Here is a 17,128-nt window from a genome sequence, read left to right as displayed (position 1 = left end):
ATACGCCAGGAGTTCACCGGCCACATCAACCGCGCCATCATGCACGGGCACCTGTGGTCGCCCTCGTACTTCTCGGCATCCTGCGGCGGAGCACCGCTGGCGATCGTCCGCCAATACATCGAGCAGCAAAATCGCCCGCTCCAGCCTGCGGGTCAGAGCAGCCCCGAGATACATTCATACCCGCCGTGAACGCCGGGGCTTTCTGCAAGAGTCCCGGTAACCCCCGCTCAGTACCGCGCACAACCCCGAAAAGCAGCCGGGGAGACAGGTCCGCCCCCTGTCTCCCCGGTTTTTCGTTCGCTGTCGTGCGGGCCCGAGGCCACGTCGTACGGACCCTCAGGCCACGTTCACCCTCTGGCCGGGCGGAGCCGCCTCCAGCCAGGCGAGGAACCCGGTCAGTGCGTCCTCGCTCATGGCCAGCTCCAGACGGGTCCCACGATGGACACAGCCGAGCACCACGGCGTCGGACAGGAGCGCCAGTTCCTCCTCGCCCTCGGGCAGCCGACGGGCGACCACCTCGATCGCGGAACGCTCCAGGCCCCGGCGCGGGCGGGGAGCGTACGAGAAGACCCGGAACCAGTCGATCCGGTCGCCGCTGTACCGGGCGACGCCGTACACCCAGCCCTTGCCCGAGAGGTCGGGCTCATCCGGCACATTCCATCGCAGGCTGCAGTCGAAGGTCCCGCCGGAGCGCTGAATCAGCCGCCGGCGCAGACCGAAGACGAAGAGACCAACCGCGACCAGTGCGACGACCAGCCCGCCCACCCACAGCGCGAGGAACATCTCCACCGACCTCCTCGCGTCGTCGAGTAACGGATACCGCCAGAACCGCACCTGCATCGCCTCAGCCGCGGCACGGTCTGGAGTGGTCTCCAGCTCGGGCCGCGGCTGAGGGTAAAGCTACGTTGTCGCGGTGCGCTAGCGCACCGCCACCGCACGCAGTCGCACTTCGGCGCGCCGCTCGGAGGCGGCGTCCGTGTCCGACTTCGCACGCTCCAGCGCACGCTCGGCGCGCTGGACATCGATCTCGTCCGCCAGCTCCGCGATCTCCGCGAGCATCGAGAGCTTGTCGTCCGCGAACGAGATGAAACCGCCGTGCACAGCGGCGACCACGGTCGCGCCGTCGCTCGTACGGATCGTCACCGGGCCCGATTCCAGCACACCCAGAAGCGGCTGGTGACCGGGCATGACGCCGATGTCGCCGGACGTGGTGCGCGCGACGACCAGGGTGGCCTCGCCGGACCAGACACTGCGGTCCGCGGCGACCAGCTCGACGTGCAGCTCAGCAGCCAAGGGTGGCTCCTCGGGTCACCACCCGGCCGTTCATGCCGGGTGTTGGGTCAATTCTACGGGGCGTGGTGAGGGGGACGGGACGCACCCGCCCCCCTCGGTGAGCCAGAGGCTCAGGAGACGCCGAGCTCCTTGGCGTTGGCCTTGAGGTCCTCGATGCCACCGCACATGAAGAACGCCTGCTCCGGGAAGTGGTCGTACTCACCGTCGGCGATCGCGTTGAACGCGGTGATCGACTCGTCGAGCGGAACGTCCGAACCGTCCACGCCGGTGAACTGCTTGGCGACGTGGGTGTTCTGGGACAGGAAGCGCTCGATGCGACGGGCGCGGAAGACCGTGAGCTTGTCCTCCTCGCCGAGCTCGTCCATACCGAGAATGGCGATGATGTCCTGGAGGTCCTTGTACTTCTGCAGGATTCCCTTGACCCGCATGGCGGTGTCGTAGTGGTCCTGCGCGATGTAGCGCGGGTCCAGGATCCGGGACGTGGAGTCCAGCGGGTCCACGGCCGGGTAGATGCCCTTCTCGGAGATCGGACGGGAGAGAACCGTCGTCGCGTCGAGGTGGGCGAAGGTGGTGGCCGGGGCCGGGTCGGTCAGGTCGTCCGCGGGGACGTAGATCGCCTGCATCGAGGTGATCGAGTGACCACGCGTCGACGTGATGCGCTCCTGCAGCAGACCCATCTCGTCGGCCAGGTTCGGCTGGTAACCCACCGCGGACGGCATACGGCCGAGCAGGGTGGACACCTCGGAGCCGGCCTGGGTGTACCGGAAGATGTTGTCGATGAAGAAGAGCACGTCCTGCTTCTGCACATCGCGGAAGTACTCCGCCATGGTCAGACCGGCCAGCGCCACACGAAGACGCGTGCCCGGCGGCTCGTCCATCTGACCGAAGACAAGCGCCGTCTTGTCGATGACGCCCGAGTCGGCCATTTCCTCGATGAGGTCGTTGCCCTCACGGGTACGCTCACCGACGCCCGCGAACACCGACACACCGTCGTGGTTGTTGGCGACGCGGTAGATCATTTCCTGGATCAGAACGGTCTTGCCGACACCGGCACCACCGAACAGACCGATCTTTCCACCCTTGACGTACGGGGTGAGAAGGTCGATGACCTTGACGCCGGTCTCGAACATCTCGGTCTTGGACTCGAGCTGGTCGAAGTTGGGCGCCTTGCGGTGGATCGGCCAGCGCTCGGTGACCTCGGCCTCGGCCTCGGGCTTGTTCAGGATCTGACCAAGGGTGTTAAACACCTTGCCCTTGGTGATGTCGCCGACCGGGACCGTGATGCCGGTGCCCGTGTCGGTCACCGGGGCCTGGCGGACCAGGCCGTCGGTGGGCTGCATCGAGATCGCGCGGATCACGCCGTCACCGAGGTGCTGGGCGACCTCGAGCGTCAGCGTCTTGAGCTTGCCGTCCTCGGCCGGGTCGGCCACCTCGACGGTCAGCGCGTTGTAGATCTCCGGCATCGCGTCGACGGGGAACTCCACGTCGACGACCGGGCCGATGACCCGGGCGACGCGGCCCGTGGCGACGGCCGTCTCAACTGTGGTCGTCATTACTTGTCACTCCCCGCGGTCGCGTCGGCCAGCGCACTGGCACCACCGACGATCTCGCTGATTTCCTGGGTGATTTCGGCCTGGCGGGCCGCGTTGGCAAGCCGGGAGAGGCTCTTGATGAGCTCACCGGCGTTGTCGGTGGCCGACTTCATCGCGCGGCGGCGGGCAGCGTGCTCGGAAGCAGCGGCCTGCAGCAGCGCGTTGTAGATCCGGCTCTCGACGTACCGCGGAAGCAGGGCGTCGAGGACGTCCTCCGCCGACGGCTCGAAGTCGAAGAGCGGCAGGATCTCGCCCTTGCCGTCCTCCTTCTCCGCAGCGTCGAGGCTGAGCGGCAGCATCCGGTTGTCCACCGGGTTCTGCGTCATCATCGACACGAACTCCGTGAAGACGATGTGCAGCTCGTCCACGCCGCCCTCGGCGGTCTCCTTGGTGACCGCTTCGATCAGCGGGGCCGCAGCCCGCTTCGCATCCGCGTACGTCGGGCTGTCGGTGAAGCCCGTCCACGAATCCTCGACCTTGCGCTCGCGGAATCCGTAGTAGGCGACACCCTTGCGGCCGATCACATACGTGACGACCTCCTTGCCCTCACCGCGGAGCCGCTCGGTCAGTCGCTCCGCGGCCTTGATGGCGTTGGAGGAGTAACCGCCGGCCAGGCCGCGGTCGCTCGTGATGAGCAGGACCGCGGCCCGCGCCGGAGCGTCGGCCTCGGTGGTCAGCGGGTGCTTGGTGGTGGAGCCGGTCGCCACCGCGGTCACCGCGCGGGTGAGCTCGGTCGCGTACGGCGTCGACGCCACCACCTGGCGCTGCGCCTTGACGATGCGCGCAGCGGCGATCATCTCCATCGCCTTGGTGATCTTCTTCGTGGCGGTGACGGAGCGAATGCGGCGCTTGTAAACGCGAAGCTGAGCGCCCATCGATCAGCCCTCGCCCAGCAGCTTGCCGTCCGAGGTCTCGAACTGCTGCTTGAAGGCGGCGACCGCGTCGGCAATCGCCTGCAGCGTGTCGTCGGACATCTTGGCGCCCTCGGCAATGCTGGTCAGGAGGTCCTTGCGCTCGCGGCGCAGGTACTCCAGCAGCTCGCTCTCGAAGCGACGGATGTCCTCGACCGGGACGTCGTCCATCTTGCCGTTGGTGCCGGCCCAGATGGAGACGACCTGCTCCTCGACCGGGTACGGCTGGTACTGCGGCTGCTTCAGCAGCTCGACCATGCGCTTACCGCGCTCCAGCGACGCCTTCGAAGCCGCGTCCAGGTCGGAGCCGAAGGCGGCGAACGCCTCCAGCTCGCGGTACTGGGCGAGGTCGACACGGAGTCGGCCGGAGACCTGGCGCATGGCCTTGTGCTGGGCGGAGCCACCGACACGGGAGACCGAGATACCGACGTTCAGAGCCGGACGCTGGCCGGCGTTGAACAGGTCGGACTCCAGGAAGCACTGACCGTCGGTGATGGAGATGACGTTGGTCGGGATGAACGCCGACACGTCGTTCGCCTTGGTCTCGACGATCGGGAGGCCCGTCATCGAACCGGCGCCCATCTCGTCGGAGAGCTTCGCGCAGCGCTCCAGCAGACGCGAGTGCAGGTAGAAGACGTCGCCCGGGTAGGCCTCGCGGCCCGGCGGACGGCGCAGCAGAAGCGACACGGCGCGGTAGGCGTCGGCCTGCTTCGAGAGGTCGTCGAAGATGATCAGGACGTGCTTGCCCTGGTACATCCAGTGCTGGCCGATGGCCGAACCGGTGTACGGCGCCAGGTACTTGAAGCCGGCCGGGTCGGACGCCGGGGCGGCGACGATGGTCGTGTACTCGAGCGCGCCGGCCTCTTCCAGGGCACCACGCACGGAGGCGATGGTGGAACCCTTCTGACCGATGGCGACGTAGATGCAGCGCACCTGCTTGTTCACGTCGCCCGAGCGCCAGTTGTCGCGCTGGTTGATGATCGTGTCGACGGCCAGAGCGGTCTTACCCGTCTGACGGTCACCAATGATCAGCTGACGCTGGCCGCGGCCGATCGGCACCATGGCGTCGACGGCCTTGTAGCCGGTCTGCATCGGCTCGTGCACCGACTTACGGACCATGACGCCAGGGGCCTGCAGCTCGAGGGCGCGGCGGCTGTCGGTCGCGATCTCGCCGAGACCGTCGATCGGGTTGCCGAGCGGGTCGACGACGCGGCCGAGGTAACCCTCGCCGACGCCGACGGAGAGCACCTCACCGGTGCGCTGCACCGGCTGGCCCTCTTCGATGCCGCTGAACTCGCCGAGGACGATCGCACCGATCTCGCGCTCCTCGAGGTTGAGGGCGAGACCGAGGGTGCCGTCCTCGAACTTCAGCAGCTCGTTCGCCATGGCCGAGGGAAGACCCTCGACCTTTGCGATGCCGTCGCCGGCAACGCTGACCGTACCGACCTCCTCGCGCGAGGCCGCGTCCGGCTTGTACGACTGGACAAAGTTCTCCAGCGCGTCCCGGATCTCCTCCGGCCGGATCGTGAGCTCCGCCATCTGGGTTCCCTGCTCTCCTTGTTGGGCCCGAAGTTTCTTAAGGGGGTCTGGGGGCCGACCCCCAGGAATCTTCTGCAATTTCTGCACGGCCCAACCGGGCCGCTGGTCTTGCTCTGTTCTGTTGCTGCGCTCGTCAGCCGGCCATGCGACGGGTCGCCTCGTCGAGGCGCTCCGCGATGGTGCCGTTGATGACCTCGTCACCGACCCGCACCGCGATCCCGCCGAGGACCGTGGGGTCCACATCGAGATTCAGGTGCATCGGCCGACCGTAGATCTTCGCCAGTGCGGCGCCGAGACGCTGCTTCTGCCGATCGCTCAGCGGCACTGCCGAGGTGACCACGGCGACCATGCGGTCCCGGCGCTCCGCGGCAAGCTTGGAGAGGGACTCGAGTCCCGCTTCCAGGCTACGTCCACGCGGCTGGGTGACAAGCCGCACGACGACGCGCTCGGTGGTGGGCCGTGCCTTGCCGCCGAGCAGGCTGCGCAGCAGCTGGCCCTTGGCGACGGCGGACGCGGACCGGCTGGTGAGCGCGGCGCGCAGCTCCTTGTCGGAGGCGACGATCCGGCCGAACCGGAACACCTCGTCCTCGACGTCGTCGAGGTCTCCGCTGCGCTGGGCGGCGGTGAGGTCTGCGATGTTCGCCAGCTCCTCGACCACGTCGACCAGGTCACGCGACTGCGACCAGCGGGAGCGGACCATGCCGGAGATCAGGTCGACGGTCTCGCCGCCCACCTGACCGCGCAGCAGTCGTCCGGCCAGCTCGGCCTTGGCCTCGCCGGCCTGCGACGGGTCGGTCAGGACCCGCCGCAGTGAGACCTCGCGCTGGAGCAGCGCCGTTACGGCTGCCAGCTCCTCGGCGAGCTTCGCCGCGTCGACCGACGTGTTGTCGGTCAGCGCGTCGAGACGCTCACGTGCGGCAGCCAGTGCCTCGCGGCTCGCGCCGTTCATCGGACAGCCTCGGCCTTCGCCTCGAGCTCGTCGAGGAAACGGTCGACGGTGCCGCTCTGCCGGGCGTGGTCCTCGAGGGACTCGCCGACGAGCTTGCCGGCCAGGTCGGTGGCGAGCTTGCCCACGTCCTGGCGCAGCGCGGAGGCCGCGGCCTTGCGGTCGGCCTCGATCTGGGCGTGGCCGGCAGCGATGATCTCCTCGCGCTGCCGCTGGCCTTCCGCCCGCATCTCCTGCAGGATCACGGCGCCCTGCTCCTGCGCCTCCTGGCGCAGACGAGCGGCTTCGTGGCGGGCCTCGGCGAGCTGAGCCTTGTACTGCTCAAGAACGCTCTGGGCCTCGGTCTGGGCCGCATCGGCCTTTTCGATACCGCCTTCGATCGCCTCGCGACGCTCTTCCAGAACCTTGTTGATGTTCGGGAGGAGCTTCTTGGCAAGGAAGCCGAAGACGATGAGGAAGGCGATGAGGCCGATGACGAGCTCGGGGATCGGCGGGACGAGAGGGTTTTCCGTCTCGGCCGCGATCGTAAGCATCTGGCTCACGTCATTGCCTTTCGTCTAGTTGGCTGGTCTTTGATCCGCCGATCAGGAGGCGTAGACGAACGGCATGACCAGACCGATGAGGGCGAGCGCCTCACAGAAGGCGAAGCCGAGGATCTGGTTGGCGCGGATGAGGCCGGCCGCCTCGGGCTGGCGGGCCAGGGCCTGGGTGCCGTTACCGAAGATGATGCCGACGCCGACGCCGGGGCCGATGGCCGCGAGGCCGTAACCGATGGAGCCGAGAGCCTTCAGGTCGCCGGTGACAGCGGCAAGGGTCTGGGACATGCCAGTTCTTCCTTCTCTTTCAAGGACCGGTGGGGGTTGGCCACCGGACGAATAAGGGTCGGTTGCGGGATGCTCAGTGGTGCTCGGCGAGCGCGCCCTGGATGAAGGTGCAGGTCAGGAGCACGAAGACGTACGCCTGCAGCGCCTGGATGAAGAGCTCGAACGCAGTCATCACGATGACCATCACAAAGGAGACGCCCGCGTAGGCGATCCCGATGCCGTTGAGCAGGTACCAGCTGGCGATCGTGAACAGCAGCAGCAGCGTGTGGCCTGCAAACATGTTCGCGAAGAGTCGCACTGCGTGGGTGAAGGGCCGGACCAGCAGGTTCGAGAAGAGCTCGATCGTCATGGCCAGCGGCAGCACCGGGCCGAGCGACTTGTCGTATCCGGTGAAGTTCTTGAAAGCGCCGACGAAGCCGTGCCGCTTGAAGGTCAGGCTGACCCACAGGACGTAGACGATCGCCGCCAGCACGATGGGGTAGGAGATGATCGACGTCACCGGGAACTGGGCGACCGGGATGATCGACCAAAGGTTCATCATCCAGACGAAGAAGAACAGCGAGACAACGAGCGGGACGTATTTCTCGCCCTCGCGCCTGCCGATCGTCTCGTGGACGATGCCGCGACGGATGAAGTCGTAGCCGGTCTCGGCGACCATCTGCAGCTTGCCGGGAACGACCTTCGGCTTGCGGAAGGCGGCCCAGAAGAAACCGACGATGATGACCGAGCCGAGCAGGGCCAGCAGCATCGGCTTGTTGAAGTACAGGTTGCTGTCCGCGTCGCCCCAGAGGGGCTCGAACAGGAACGAGTGCAGGCCGGGTGCCGGGAAACCACAACCGTCGAAGATGTGGCAATCGGTCTCGAAGGCGAGCACCTGTGTCGGGTCAGCACTCACCGCGGGCTCCTTCAGCGTGGCGCATAGGTACGGCAACCTCGTTGTGTCGGCGCGGCGCGCAGCCGCGGTTCGGCACTGGACTGGTGTAACGGATGTGTGGGCGGCAGTCAGGCATTGAGCCTCGCGATCGAGCAGGCGTCAGCTCACATGCCCGCGCCCGCAGTGCCGCAGTTGGAACCGGACGATAGCAGGGTCCTGAACCCTCGCTTATCCCGCCCCTACCCTTCACCACTTCGATCCCGTGTTCTTGGGCCTTTCACCCTTGTCGGACTCGGGTTCGACGTAAAGGATCTTGGCCTTCATGTGCGCACGCGCCTGGGCGCCGATCCACACGAGGGTCGCCGCGACCAGCGTGATCGCGAAGGCCTTCGGGTTGAACATCGTGGTGTTCTTGAATGCGGCGACAAAGATGAACAGCAGGAGAAGCTGAGCCGTATACAGCATCAGCCCCATCGCCTGGAACAGGTGAGGCAGGGACCGCGCGGTCCGTTGCAGGACCACAAGTCCGATCCCCATGAAGAGGATCACCACGATCGTCGCAACGACCGCGCCCAGGGCTCCCTTGCCGCCCGCGACGCCACCGCTGACGGCGGCGGCAACAGCGCCGGCGACAGCGGTGGGTACGGCGGCTTGAAGGAGAGTCCGGACGTCGTTGGACGGCATGGCGGCAGCTCCGCTTGCAGGGGGTGGGCAGTGTGTCGTCATGGACGAGCGTAGGCCCGGTCGGAGTCGATGCCTCGGGCCGATGGACCGTGGCACTCAGGTCCCTCAACTCCGTCGCCGGGCTTAGTGAACGGTATCACAAACTATTTGATGAGGTCTTTACCAAGAAAGTGTGCTCGCTGTCACACGTGAGAGTGAACCTGCGCGTGTGAGCAAGGCAACTCAACGACTTGTCTGGTATTGCCCCTTGATGACCGAATCGTCAATGCGTGGAATCAGCCCTATCTCTGTCCGAAAAACGCGAACGGGAGCTGATGGCAGTCGCCCCGTTGACGCCGGAGACTCCCACGACGATCGAGGCCCTCCCCTGAGGCTCGTGCCCCTCCTGCCCCATCTGCGTTTCCAGCGGCCCCTGTTGGGCCTCAGGTGCGAATGAGGGTTCCGTCTCGGGCACCTTGCCCCTACCGCGATAACGCCGGTAGCGAGGCGGTACGAAACGTTCCGCCCAGTACGGCGCCCGCGGGGTGAAGCGGGGCATCAGCAGCAGTACGAGGCCCAGCGCGCTCATCCCCATGATCACCAGCACGATCCACAGGGACGCCGAGTGCACGGAGTAGCCGACCGCGCCGAAGGCGATCAGGGCCGACCAGAAGTACATGATCAGCACGGACCTGCTGTGCGAATGGCCGATCTCCAGCAGCCGGTGGTGCAGATGGCCGCGGTCCGCCGCGAACGGCGACTGACCGTTCCACGTACGCCGCACGATCGCCAGCACCAGGTCGGCGGCCGGGATCGCGATGATGGTCAGCGGCAGCAGCAGCGGGATGAAGACCGGCAGCATCGCGTGGGTGGCCTCGCGCTCGCTGCCGGCGAAGAGCTTCATCGTGTCCGGGTCGACCTGCCCGGTGACCGAGATCGCACCGGCCGCCAGTACCAGGCCGATCAGCATCGAACCCGAGTCGCCCATGAAGATCCGGGCCGGATGCATGTTGTGCGGCAGAAAGCCCAGGCACATGCCCATCAGGATCGCCGTGAAGAGCGTCGCGGGCGCCGCCGCCTCGATCATGTGCCCGTACCAGAGCCGGTACGTGTACAGGAAGAACGCCGCGGAGGCGATGCACACCATGCCCGCCGCGAGACCGTCCAGACCGTCGACGAAGTTGACCGCGTTGATGGTGATGACGACCAGGGCGACCGTGAGCAGTGTGCCCTGCCACTGGGTGAGCGCGACGGTGCCGACACCGGGGATCGGCAGCCACAGAATCGTCAGGCCCTGGATGACCATGACCGCGGCGGCGATCATCTGGCCGCCGAGCTTGATCAGTGCGTCGATCTCGAACTTGTCGTCCAGAACACCGATCAGCCATATCAGCGCGGCACCGGAAAGCAGCGCCCGCGGCTCGTTGGAGAGTTGGAAGACCCAGTCGAGGTTGTGCAGATGGGACGCGACGATCAGTCCGGCGCACAGTCCGCCGAACATGGCGATGCCGCCGAGCCTCGGTGTCGGTTCTCGGTGGACGTCACGCGCACGGATCGCGGGCATCGCCCCGACCGCGATCGCGAACTTGCGCACCGGGCCGGTCAGCAGATAGGTGACCGCGGCCGTGACACAGAGCGTCAGCAGATAATCACGCACGGGCTGCCCCATAGATTTCGCCGGCCATCTCAGCCCACACCTTAACTACGTCGGGCTCGTGGTTGAGGACACGGAGGCCGGGCCGATGGTTGCACGGACCACGTCTACCCCGGATAGGGCGGATATTTCCGGGCCAGTTCCTGAACCTCCGCGCGGATGTCTCCTTCCTCACGCACCGCCGCTCCGAAAAGCACGGCCAGCCGTGCCATGTCGGCGTCGTCCATGCCCTGGGTGGTGACGGCCGCGGTACCGAGTCTGATGCCCCGGGCATCCCCGTACGGAAGCGCGCAGGTGTCCAGCACCAGGCCCGCCGCTGCCAGCCGGGCGCGGGCGGTGGGCCCGTCGGCGCCCAGTGGGGCCGCGTCCGCGACGATCAGGTGGGTGTCCGTGCCGCCCGTGGTGACCTCGAAGCCCTCGGCCTCCAGACCTGCGGCCAGCACCCGGGCATGGGCGACCACTCGGTGGGCGTACGCCGTGAACGCCGCAGTGGCCGCTTCTGCGAACGCGACGGCCTTCGCGGCGACCGTGTGCATCTGCGCGCCGCCCTGGGTGAACGGGAAGACCGCCCGGTCGATCCGCTCGGCCAGTTCCGCACCGCACAGGATCATCCCGCCGCGCGGACCGCGCAGCACCTTGTGCGTAGTCGCGCAGACCACATCGGCGTACGGGACAGGGCTCGGCGCCGCTCCCCCGGCGATCAGCCCCATCGGGTGCGCCGCGTCGGCGATGAGGTACGCGCCCACCTCGTCGGCGATCTCCCGGAACAGCTCGTAGTCGGGATGGCGGGGGTAGGAGATCGAGCCGCTGACGATCGCCTTGGGGCGGTGCGCACGGGCCAGGGTGCGCACCTGCTCGTAGTCGATCAGGCCGCTCTCGGAGTCCACCCCGTAACCGATGAACTCGAACCAGCGGCCGGAGAAGTTGGCCGGCGAGCCATGGGTGAGATGCCCGCCGTACGGGAGTCCCATCGCGAGCACCGTGTCGCCGGGGCGCAGCAGGGCCGCGTATGCGGCGAGGACGGCGGAGGAGCCGGAGTGCGCCTGGACGTTGGCGTGTTCGGCGCCGAAGAGCGAGGTGGCCCGTCGGCAGGCGATGTGTTCGGCGGCGTCGGCCTGCTCGCACCCGCCGTGGTAGCGGGCGCCGGGGTAGCCCTCGGCGTACTTGTTGGCGAGCGGTGAGCCGAGGGCGGCGAGGACCGCGGGCGAGGTGAAGTTCTCGGCGGCGATCAGCTGAAGGGTGCTCGACTGCCGGTGCAGCTCCTCCAGCAGTACGGCGGCGATCTCCGGGTCCTCCCGGAGCAGGGCGCCGAAGTCCTGTGGCAGGGCGGCCCCGGCAGCGAGGGTGGGTGCGGCAGGAGTGGTGACCGGCATCTGACGGCTCCGGGCCTGGGGAGGGGTGCGCTGGCGTCAGCTCCAATGTAGGCCCGTGACGGGCTCCCTGCCTGCTGTGCGGCGACGCCGTCCACCCGCCCGGCCCAGGGGTGCCGGGCCCGTGTGTACGGCCGTCAGAGTGGCGCAGGCGCAAACGTCAGTGCGGGGTGGGTACGCCGGTCAGCGCGGTGACCACCGGGTCGAGGGCCTGGTTGATCTCGTCGCCGATGGACCGGAAGAACGTGATCGGTGCGCCGTACGGGTCGTACACCTCGTCGGCCTCGGCCGTGGGGGCCAGCAGCCAGCCGCGCAGCGCGGCCGCGGCGCGGACCAGTGCGCGGGCGCGCTCGACGACGCCCTCGTCGCGCGGGTCGGGCAGCGTGGCGGGGTCTATGGCCCGGACCAGCCGGGTGAATTCCTTGAGGGTGAAGGTCCGCAGGCCGGCCGAGTGACCCATCGAGATCACCTGTGCCCGGTGGTCGCGGGTGGCGGTGAGCACCAGGTCGGCGCGGATCACATGCTCGTCGAGCAGTTCCCGGCCGACGAAGCCGGTGGTGTCGGCGCCGAAGTCTGCGAGGACGATCTCGGCGTTGGCCTCCATGGGGGCGCCTTCGTGGCCCCAGGTGCCCGCGCTCTCCACGATCAGTCCGCCTTGACGCGGATCGCCGAGGCGGTCCACCAGGGCGTGCCTGGTCAGCCGCTCGGTGATCGGTGAGCGGCAGACGTTGCCGGTGCTGACGTGGAGGATGCGGAAAGTGTCGGCCTGCCCCGCTATGCCACGCCCCTCAGGGGCGGTCAATTGGCCACCTCGAGGTCGGGTACCACCTTGCGGAGTTCCTCGGCGGAGAGCGCACCGGCGCGCAGCAGTACCGGCACCCGGCCGGTGACGTCGACGATGGAGGACGGCACGATGCCGGGGGTCGGGCCGCCGTCGAGGTAGACGGAGACGGAGTCGCCGAGCATCTCCTGGGCGGCGTCGCAGTCCTCGGGGGCCGGGTGTCCGGTGAGGTTGGCGCTGGAGACGGCCATCGGGCCGACCTCGGTGAGCAGTTCGATGGCGACCGGGTGCAGCGGCATCCGGATGGCGACGGTGCCGCGGGTGTCCCCGAGGTCCCACTGCAGCGACGGCTGGTGCTTGGCGACGAGCGTGAGAGCGCCGGGCCAGAAGGCGTCGACGAGCTCCCAGGCCTGCTCGGAGAAGTCGGTCACCAGTCCGTGCAGGGTGTTCGGGGAGCCGATCAGGACGGGCGTCGGCATGTTGCGTCCGCGGCCCTTGGCGTCGAGCAGGTCGCCGACACCCTCGGAACTGAAGGCGTCCGCACCGATCCCGTACACGGTGTCGGTGGGCAGCACGACCAGTTCGCCGCGGCGGACGGCGGACGCGGCTTCGCGCAGACCCGTCGTACGGTCGGTCGCGTCGTTGCAGTCGTATCGCCGTGCCATCAGCCGGCCTCCTCAAGCATGTACGGGTATGACGGATACGGGTCGTGCGGGTGGTGGCCGCCGGTCACGGCATCGCCTTGCGGGCCGTGGCGAAGCGCGGCCGGTTGTTCAGGTCGGGGTGGTCAGCCGCATCGGCCCAGCCGCGTTCCTCGGTGAAGATCCACGGCACCTGGCCGCCCTGGGTGTCGGCGTGCTCGATGACGACGAGGCCGCCTGGGCGCAGCAGGCGGTGTGCGGTGCGTTCGATGCCGCGGATGGTGTCGAGGCCGTCCTCGCCGGAGAAAAGGGCCATCTGCGGGTCGTGGTCACGGGCCTCGGGTGCCACGTACTCCCATTCGGTGAGCGGGATGTACGGCGGGTTGGAGATGACCAGGTCGACCTGGCCGTCGAGCTCGGGAAGGGCCGTGAGCGCGTCTCCGTGGTGGACGGTGACCCGCGACCCCTCGGCGTTCTTCCTGGTCCACTTCAGGGCGTCGTCGGAGAGCTCCACGGCGTGCACGCGTGAGCGGGGAACCTCCTGGGCCATGGCCAGGGCGATGGCGCCCGATCCGCTGCAAAGGTCGACGATGAGCGGCTCGACGACATCCATCGCGCGGACGGCGTCTATCGCCCAGCCGACGACCGATTCGGTCTCCGGGCGGGGGACGAAGACACCGGGTCCGACCTGGAGCTCCAGGTAGCGGAAGAAGGCGCGTCCGGTGATGTGCTGCAGCGGTTCGCGGGCCTCGCGGCGGGCGATGGCCTCCCAGTAGCGGGCGTCGAAGTCGGCGTCCGGCACACGGTGCAGCTCGCCCCGCTTGACGCCGTGCACGAACGCGGCGAGCTCCTCCGCGTCGAATCGCGGTGAAGGGACACCGGCGTCGGCCAGCCGCTGGGTGGCCTGGGCCACCTCGGCGAGCAGCAGGTTCATCGCGGTTCTCCGTACGGGGTTACGGGTGGGGCGGGCTCGGTCTTATGCGGCGGCGAGCTTGGCGGCGGAGTCGGCGTCGACACAGGCCTGGATCACGGAATCCAGGTCGCCGTCGAGCACCTGGTCCAAGTTGTACGCCTTGAAGCCGACGCGGTGGTCCGAGATGCGGTTTTCCGGGAAGTTGTACGTACGGATCTTCTCGGAACGGTCGACCGTACGCACCTGGCTGCGTCGTACGTCCGAAGCTTCCTGCTCGGCGGCTTCCTGGGCGGCCGCGAGCAGTCGCGAACGCAGGATACGCATGGCCTGCTCCTTGTTCTGGAGCTGGCTCTTCTCGTTCTGGCAGGAGGCGACGACACCGGTCGGCAGGTGGGTGATGCGGACCGCCGAGTCCGTGGTGTTGACGGACTGGCCGCCGGGTCCCGAGGAGCGGTAGACGTCGATACGGAGATCGTTGGCGCGGATCTCGACGTCGACCTCCTCGGCCTCGGGCGTGACGAGCACACCGGCGGCGGAGGTGTGGATACGGCCCTGGGACTCGGTGGACGGCACCCGCTGTACGCGGTGCACCCCGCCCTCGTACTTCAGTCGGGCCCACACGCCCTGGCCGGGCTCGGTGGCGCCGTTGCCGCCCTTGGTCTTCACGGCGACCTGGACGTCCTTGTAGCCGCCGAGCTCGGACTCGGTGGAGTCGATGATCTCGGTCTTCCAGCCGATGCGCTCGGCGTAGCGCAGATACATCCGCAGCAGATCGCCGGCGAACAGGGCGGACTCGTCGCCGCCCGCGCCCGCCTTGATCTCCAGGAGCACGTCCTTGTCGTCGCTGGGGTCGCGCGGGACCAGGAGGAGGCGGAGCTTCTCGGTGAGCTCTTCGCGCTGCTTCTCCAGGTCCTTGACCTCGGCGGCGAAGTCGGGGTCGTCGGCGGCGAACTCGCGTGCCGTCTCGATGTCGTCCCCGGCCCGCTTCCAGGAGCGGTACGTGCCGACGATCGGGGTCAGCTCGGCGTAGCGCTTGTTGAGCCTGCGCGCGTTGGCCTGGTCGGCGTGGACCGCCGGGTCCGCGAGCTTCTTCTCCAGATCGGCCTGTTCACCGATCAGTTCCTCGACCGCCTCGAACATCTCCGGGCTCCTGGTTTCTTCACTCAAACGTGCCTGCTGGACGGCGTGGTGCTGTCCGGGCCCGGGTACGGGGACGGCCCGTAACCCGGGACCGGAAAAAAACGCCGGTCTCGGCGCCCCCGGGAAGAGGGCGTCGAGAACCGGCGCAGTGGCTCGCTACTTGCTGGCGGAGCCGGCAGCCTTGCCGAAGCGGGCCTCGAAGCGGGCCACGCGGCCACCGGTGTCGAGGATCTTCTGCTTGCCCGTGTAGAACGGGTGGCACTCGGAGCAGACGTCGGCGCGGATGGAGCCGCCGCCGATGGTGCTCCGGGTCGTGAACGACGCGCCGCAGGTGCAGCTGACCTGCGTCTCGACGTACTCGGGGTGGATGTCGCGCTTCAAGGGTTTCTCCTAGGTTCGGGAGGGCGCCGGGTCGTACGCACGGATTGCGCGTCCGTGAACCGGGGCCGACGTACCAGTCTGCCAGGACCGGCCGTATCTCCCAAAACCGGGGGCGGGCCGCAACTATTCCCGGCCCGCCCGGTCACTGCACAACACTGCCCGCGACGCCCTTGTCGCCAGCCGAGTTCTCGGTGGCGGAGGCCGGGATGGCCTTGTCGTGCTTGAGCGCCGTCCACACCTGCTGGGCGGCCTCCTCCAGCGGTACGACGCGGTTCGGGTCGGCCGGGTCGTACTGCACGGGCAGCGTGACCATGTGGACGTTCTTCGAACCGAGCCCCTTGAGGCCGTTCGCGAAGCCGGTGAGCTGCTCGACCGAACCCAGGTCGGAGTCGGTGGTGACGGCCTTTGTCGCTGTGTCCGCGAGGCCGAAGAGAGTCTTCGGGTTCGAGAACACTCCGATGCTCTTGGCCTGTTCCATCAGCGCCTTGATGAACGCCTGCTGGAGCTGGATGCGGCCGAGGTCGCTGCCGTCGCCGACGCTCTTGCGGGTGCGGACGAGGCCCAGCGACTGCTCGCCGTCGAGGGTGTGGGTGCCGGGTTCGAGATTCAGATGGCTCTTGGAGTCGTGGATCGCCTTGGTGGTGGTGATCTTCACGCCGCCCAGCTCGTCGATGAGCTTCTTGAAGCCGGTGAAGTCGACTTCGAGGTAGTGGTCCATGCGGATGCCGGACATGGACTCGACGGTCTTGACCGCACAGGCCGGTCCGCCGACCTCGTACGCCGTGTTGAACATCGCGCGCTGCTCGCCCGCGACGGGCTGCCCCGTGGTGTCGCTGGTGCAGTCGGGGCGGTTGATGAGGGTGTCGCGCGGGATGGAGACGACGGAGGCGCTCTTGTGGCCCTTGTTGATGTGCACGACCATCGCGGTATCGGAACGGGCCGTTCCTTCGTCGGCGCCGTACTCGGAGTTCGCGCCGGAGCGGGAGTCCGAGCCGAGTACGAGGATGTCCTCGGAGCCGTTGTCGACGTTGTCGGGGCGGTTCTTGCCGAGCGCCGCGTTGATGTCGACGGCCTTGAGATTGCCGTTGAGCTTGAAGTAGGCGTATCCGAGCCCGCCGCCGCCGACGACCACGGCACCTGCCAGGGTCCAGGCGGCGATCACCGTCCCCCTGCGCCGGCCAGAAGGCCTCTTCCGGCGTTTGCCGGTCGGGCGTATTCGGCCGCCGCCTCCACTCTGCCCGGTCATCCTTCTCCTTCGGTCGTCAGCGTCTCCCGGCTACCCCTGCAGCGGTGTTCGGGCACTGGTTTTGTCGGCTTTGACGACTTGTTTCCACTTCGTACGACGTCGCAGCACCAAGAAGGGTTGCACAGCGACCTGTCACGTCCGCGTGAGAACAAAGGGACGCGTGGCTTTGATGAACAGCTGGTGATCCCGCATTCACCTGCGGTTTCTTGCCAGATACAGGCATCGTGGCGGCCTCTGTCGTCGCGACGGTCGTGTGGCGAAGGTCTCGAATCGGCCAGAAGGGTCGAATCGACTGCGCCGCATTGGCGGGCCCTACGAGGCAGGGCCGCCCTCGTCACCGGAGTGACGAGGGCGGCCCTG

At 67.9% G+C, this 17,128-nt stretch carries 19 protein-coding genes; 1 reads left to right on the top strand and 18 read right to left on the bottom strand.

Translation table 11 applies throughout. The features are described from left to right. Positions 1-189 (top strand): transposase (locus ABTZ94_RS28980; RefSeq protein ID WP_351204989.1); only part of this gene is annotated, 189 nt, incomplete at its 5' end. Positions 190-336: 147 nt separating this feature from the next. Here the strand turns inward: ABTZ94_RS28980 and ABTZ94_RS28975 are convergent. The 18 genes from ABTZ94_RS28975 to ABTZ94_RS28890 form a co-directional block, all read right to left on the bottom strand. Beyond that, entirely contained in the window at positions 337-783 is a 447-nt protein-coding gene (locus tag ABTZ94_RS28975; protein ID WP_351204991.1) for a DUF2550 domain-containing protein, read from the bottom strand. A 135-nt stretch (positions 784-918) separates the two neighbouring features. Then, entirely contained in the window at positions 919-1,293 is a 375-nt protein-coding gene (locus ABTZ94_RS28970; RefSeq protein WP_351204987.1) for a F0F1 ATP synthase subunit epsilon, read from the bottom strand. A 110-nt stretch (positions 1,294-1,403) separates the two neighbouring features. Then, complete coding sequence (atpD, locus tag ABTZ94_RS28965; protein WP_351204985.1) at positions 1,404-2,846, bottom strand: F0F1 ATP synthase subunit beta; 1,443 nt, start codon at positions 2,844-2,846, stop codon at positions 1,404-1,406. Continuing rightward, positions 2,846-3,760, bottom strand: coding sequence for a F0F1 ATP synthase subunit gamma (locus ABTZ94_RS28960; RefSeq protein ID WP_351204983.1), 915 nt, complete (start codon positions 3,758-3,760; stop codon positions 2,846-2,848). Before ABTZ94_RS28960 ends, atpD begins: the two co-directional genes overlap by 1 nt. 3 nt (positions 3,761-3,763) lie before the next feature. After that, entirely contained in the window at positions 3,764-5,335 is a 1,572-nt protein-coding gene (atpA, locus tag ABTZ94_RS28955) for a F0F1 ATP synthase subunit alpha (RefSeq protein ID WP_093894471.1), read from the bottom strand. Positions 5,336-5,468: 133 nt separating this feature from the next. After that, entirely contained in the window at positions 5,469-6,284 is an 816-nt protein-coding gene (locus ABTZ94_RS28950; protein WP_351204981.1) for a F0F1 ATP synthase subunit delta, read from the bottom strand. Further along, entirely contained in the window at positions 6,281-6,823 is a 543-nt protein-coding gene (locus ABTZ94_RS28945; RefSeq protein ID WP_351204979.1) for a F0F1 ATP synthase subunit B, read from the bottom strand. The genes ABTZ94_RS28950 and ABTZ94_RS28945 overlap by 4 nt, the downstream gene beginning before the upstream one ends. Before the next feature lie 42 nt (positions 6,824-6,865). Beyond that, positions 6,866-7,105 (bottom strand): ATP synthase subunit C-like protein, encoded by a 240-nt coding sequence (locus tag ABTZ94_RS28940; protein ID WP_351204977.1) that lies wholly within the window; start codon positions 7,103-7,105, stop codon positions 6,866-6,868. 73 nt (positions 7,106-7,178) lie between these two features. After that, positions 7,179-8,000 (bottom strand): F0F1 ATP synthase subunit A, encoded by an 822-nt coding sequence (gene atpB, locus ABTZ94_RS28935; protein ID WP_351204975.1) that lies wholly within the window; start codon positions 7,998-8,000, stop codon positions 7,179-7,181. Between the two features lie 225 nt (positions 8,001-8,225). Continuing rightward, entirely contained in the window at positions 8,226-8,663 is a 438-nt protein-coding gene (locus ABTZ94_RS28930) for a Cg1360 family ATP-synthase-associated protein (protein WP_351204973.1), read from the bottom strand. 262 nt (positions 8,664-8,925) lie between these two features. Continuing rightward, entirely contained in the window at positions 8,926-10,311 is a 1,386-nt protein-coding gene (locus ABTZ94_RS28925) for an MraY family glycosyltransferase (protein ID WP_351204971.1), read from the bottom strand. Between the two features lie 92 nt (positions 10,312-10,403). Continuing rightward, positions 10,404-11,669 (bottom strand): serine hydroxymethyltransferase, encoded by a 1,266-nt coding sequence (glyA, locus tag ABTZ94_RS28920; protein WP_351204969.1) that lies wholly within the window; start codon positions 11,667-11,669, stop codon positions 10,404-10,406. Positions 11,670-11,826: 157 nt separating this feature from the next. Beyond that, positions 11,827-12,468 (bottom strand): arsenate reductase/protein-tyrosine-phosphatase family protein, encoded by a 642-nt coding sequence (locus ABTZ94_RS28915; protein ID WP_351204967.1) that lies wholly within the window; start codon positions 12,466-12,468, stop codon positions 11,827-11,829. After that, positions 12,465-13,112 carry an L-threonylcarbamoyladenylate synthase gene (locus ABTZ94_RS28910; protein ID WP_351204965.1) on the bottom strand — a complete coding sequence of 216 codons (648 nt, stop codon included), beginning with the start codon at positions 13,110-13,112 and terminating at the stop codon, positions 12,465-12,467. Before ABTZ94_RS28910 ends, ABTZ94_RS28915 begins: the two co-directional genes overlap by 4 nt. A 64-nt stretch (positions 13,113-13,176) precedes the next feature. Continuing rightward, positions 13,177-14,022: a peptide chain release factor N(5)-glutamine methyltransferase gene (gene prmC, locus ABTZ94_RS28905; protein WP_351204963.1), complete on the bottom strand. Its 846-nt coding sequence runs from the start codon at positions 14,020-14,022 to the stop codon at positions 13,177-13,179. 42 nt (positions 14,023-14,064) lie between these two features. Then, positions 14,065-15,141, bottom strand: a complete 1,077-nt coding sequence (gene prfA, locus ABTZ94_RS28900; protein WP_351204961.1) for a peptide chain release factor 1 — start codon at positions 15,139-15,141, stop codon at positions 14,065-14,067. Between the two features lie 156 nt (positions 15,142-15,297). Next, positions 15,298-15,522 (bottom strand): 50S ribosomal protein L31, encoded by a 225-nt coding sequence (rpmE, locus tag ABTZ94_RS28895; protein WP_351204959.1) that lies wholly within the window; start codon positions 15,520-15,522, stop codon positions 15,298-15,300. Between the two features lie 142 nt (positions 15,523-15,664). Further along, positions 15,665-16,768 carry an LCP family protein gene (locus tag ABTZ94_RS28890; protein ID WP_351204957.1) on the bottom strand — a complete coding sequence of 368 codons (1,104 nt, stop codon included), beginning with the start codon at positions 16,766-16,768 and terminating at the stop codon, positions 15,665-15,667. Positions 16,769-17,128: the final 360 nt, after the last annotated feature.

This window comes from Streptomyces sp. NPDC002785 (assembly GCF_040295565.1).
GTDB lineage: Bacteria > Actinomycetota > Actinomycetes > Streptomycetales > Streptomycetaceae > Streptomyces.
Note: the sequence above shows the minus strand (reverse complement) of the source record. Positions and strands in the feature narration are given on the sequence as shown.